This window comes from Kitasatospora sp. NPDC057512 (assembly GCF_042802135.1).
In the GTDB taxonomy this organism is placed as follows: Bacteria; Actinomycetota; Actinomycetes; order Streptomycetales; family Streptomycetaceae; genus Kitasatospora.
This window is the reverse complement of sequence record NZ_JBHVET010000907.1, coordinates 1-2,916: the sequence shown is the minus strand read 5'-3', so window position 1 is coordinate 2,916 and position 2,916 is coordinate 1. Positions and strand designations below refer to the sequence as shown.

At 74.0% G+C, this 2,916-nt stretch carries 4 protein-coding genes; 1 reads left to right on the top strand and 3 read right to left on the bottom strand.

The window, feature by feature from the left end; all coding sequences use genetic code 11:
• The 3 genes from ACFU6K_RS35590 to ACFU6K_RS35580 form a co-directional block, all read right to left on the bottom strand.
• A partial coding sequence (locus ACFU6K_RS35590; protein WP_380670257.1) for an EsaB/YukD family protein occupies positions 1-570 on the bottom strand: 570 nt, incomplete at its 3' end.
• Between the two features lie 81 nt (positions 571-651).
• Positions 652-981, bottom strand: coding sequence for a WXG100 family type VII secretion target (locus ACFU6K_RS35585; RefSeq protein WP_380670255.1), 330 nt, complete (start codon positions 979-981; stop codon positions 652-654).
• A 37-nt stretch (positions 982-1,018) separates the two neighbouring features.
• Complete coding sequence (locus ACFU6K_RS35580) at positions 1,019-1,375, bottom strand: WXG100 family type VII secretion target (protein WP_380670253.1); 357 nt, start codon at positions 1,373-1,375, stop codon at positions 1,019-1,021.
• Between the two features lie 345 nt (positions 1,376-1,720).
• On the opposite strand from ACFU6K_RS35580, the gene ACFU6K_RS35575 reads away from it, so the two are divergent.
• Entirely contained in the window at positions 1,721-2,896 is a 1,176-nt protein-coding gene (locus ACFU6K_RS35575) for a serine hydrolase domain-containing protein (RefSeq protein ID WP_380670251.1), read from the top strand.
• The last annotated feature ends 20 nt before the right edge of the window (positions 2,897-2,916 follow it).

Here is a 2,916-nt window from a genome sequence, read left to right as displayed (position 1 = left end):
GGCCACCGCCGCGCAGGGCACGGCGGCCAGCGCGATCGGCAGGCCCAGCCGGGGCGGCAGGTCCAGGGTGGAACGGCCCAGCAGCCAGCCGGTGATGACCAGGAGGAAGGCGGCGCCGACCGCCACCGGGCCGGTCACCGTCCCGGACCAGCCGCCGCGCGAGGCGGCCGTCACACAGGCGGCGGCCAGGCCGAGCGCGCCCAGGACCGTCGCGCAGACCGCGCGGGCGCGCGAGGTCCAGCGCAGGTCGCCGAAGGAGTCGGCGACGTCGGCGACCAGCTCGTCGACGTCGCGGACCAGCGGTTCCTCGAACTCGCCCTCGGCGGCGTCCCGCAGGTACAGCAGCTGGCCGTCCTGCACCCCGGCCTCGCGCAGCGAGGAGACGGGGTGGAGCGTCGGCCCGCCCGGCACCGCCAGCGACCAGGCCGCCGGCAGCGCCTCCAGCTCCTCCTGGCCGACCAGCCGGGCCAGCGTCGTGACGTATTCCGCGATCGGGGCGGCGGCGGGGACCGCGAGGTCCACCCGCTTGTGTTCGCCGACCACTGTCACTCGGCAGTGCCCGTCAGCCATGCGTAGCTCTCTTGCCCTCGTTCATGCGGATTGTCGTACGGACGGCGGCCGCCCACGACGACGGCGGCCGCGGACCTGGCCTCAGCGCCTGCCGGCGGTGTTGTTCCAGGTCTGCGAGTTGGCCCACTCGGCGCTGGTGTAGTTCGCCCAGTTGACGTTCATGGCGTGCGCGATCTGGCCGAGCACGCCGTCGGGGCCGAACAGCCCGTTGGCCGCGAGGTCCCACTCGGCCTGGAGCCCCTGGTAGTAGCCGGAGGCCGCGCCCTGCCAGAGCTCCGGCAGCTGCTTCAGGTACGTGGCCAGCTCGTGCAGCTGCTGGGAGATGTCGGCCGCCTGCGCGTTGAGGTAGGGGCCGGCGTGCTCCAGGTCCTGCTGGACGCTGATCGGGACGGCGTCGGAGAAACTACTCATCGCGGTGCTCCTGGGAGGGGTGGGGAGGGACGCGGCGTCAGAACTTGGCCGGGGGCAGCGTCACCTGGCGGAGGTTGGCGAGGTTCGCCTGCTCCGACTCGACGTAGTTGACGTAGTTGCCGCGCAGGCCGGAGGCGATGTCGGTGAGCGCGTCGTGCATCATGCGCGCGTAGATGTCGTAGTCGGCCATCAGCACCTCGAAGGCGCCGTGCGCCGAGCCCTGCCAGCAGCCGCTCAGCCCCGCGACGTACGTCCGGAGCGTGGCGATCTTGGTGTCGATCTCGCCGGCCTGGTTGGTCACGTAGACGGACGCCGCGGAGACGTCGTCGGGCGTGACCTTGTAGCCGCCCATCGACGGACCGCCACTGCCCGTGGTGTTGCCCGGCGTCGTCATCCCTGGCCCCTTCGACGTCTGCTGACGGAGAGCGGGCGGCGGCCGGCCGCCGCCCGTCGGGGCGCGGCCGCGCTCACCACGCCCGGATTGTCGCCGCCAGCCTCCCCCACCGCCCCGGGACGCCTCCAGTCACCGTTTCGGATGTCCCTCGCCCCCGCCGCGGCCCCGCCCCGCACCGACCCCGCCGCGGCCCCTCCCGGGAGCCCGGTCCCGGCCGGGGCGGGTCCCGGGAGCCCGCTCCCGGGTGCGGTCTCGTCCTGGGAACGGACGAACTCCCGTGCCCCTGAATGGTCTTCTTGCCGCAGGCCGGGAATCACCGGCGCCATCCACCAGAGGGGACCCTCCGTGCACGAGCACGCACCGCACCACCGCCTTCCGCTCCACCGCCTTCCGCTCCGCCGCCGGAACGGCCGGCACCGGGTGGCGGTAGCCGTGGCGGCGGCCGCCGCCGTGGCCGCCGGCGTTCTGGCACCGACCGCGGCGTTCGCGGGCGGCAGGCCCGACACCGTCCAGTCGGGCCTGAACGCCCTGGTCAAGGACGACGGCGTGCCCGCCGCACTGGCCGCCGTCAAGGGCCCTGACGGCCGCACCCGCACCTACGCCGCCGGCGTCGGCGACCTCGCCACCGGGGCCAAGGCGCCCGCCGACGGTCAGGTCCGGATCGGCAGCAACACCAAGCCCTTCACCGCCGTCGTCGTCCTCCAGCTCGTCGCCGAAGGAAAGGTCGGCCTGGACTCCCCCGTCGAGACCTACCTGCCGGGCCTGCTGCGCGGCGACGGCATCGACGGGCGCGGCATCACCGTCCGCCAACTGCTCCAGCACACCAGCGGCCTGCCCGAGTACGTGGACAAGGGCTCCATCCTCACCAGCCCGAACCGGTACTACGAACCGCGCGAGCTCCTCGACGCGGCTCTGGCCCAGAAGGCCCACTTCGCCCCGGGTGCGCGGTGGGAGTACAACAACACCAACTACCTGCTGGCCGGCCTGATCATCCAGAAGGTCACCGGGCGGCCGCTCGGCGAGGAGATCAACCGGCGCGTCGTCGACCGGATCGGTCTGCGCCACACCTACTTCCCCACCCCCGGCGACACCACCATCCACGAGGCCCACCCCAAGGGCTACCACCGGGAAGCCGACGGCTCGTTCCGCGACTACACGGAGCTGGACCCGTCCTGGGGCTGGGCGGCGGGCGCCGTCGTCTCCACCCCGAGCGACCTCAGCCGCTTCTACGCCGCGCTCCTCGGCGGCCGGCTGCTGCCCGCGGCGCAGCTCGCCGAGATGCGCGCCACCGTCCCCGCCGACGCCGTGGGTCCCGGCATCCGCTACGGGCTGGGCCTGATGAGCCGCCCGCTGTCCTGCGGCGGCCTGTACTGGGGCCACCTCGGGACCATCCCGGGCTACTTCACCTCCGGGGGCGCCACCGACGACGGCCGCGCCGCCGGCATCGCGGTGACCATGATCCCCGGCGACGAGGCCGACCAGCACGTCGGGGCCACGGTGGACGCGGCCCTGTGCCGCTGACCCGGTCCGAGCGTCCGCAC

What these genes read in the sequence shown, in the direction of transcription:
- ACFU6K_RS35585 (WP_380670255.1), bottom strand. Translation starts at nt 981, where the DNA reads ATGAGTAGTTTCTCCGACGCCGTCCCGATCAGCGTCCAGCAGGACCTG.
- ACFU6K_RS35580 (WP_380670253.1), bottom strand. Translation starts at nt 1,375, where the DNA reads ATGACGACGCCGGGCAACACCACGGGCAGTGGCGGTCCGTCGATGGGC.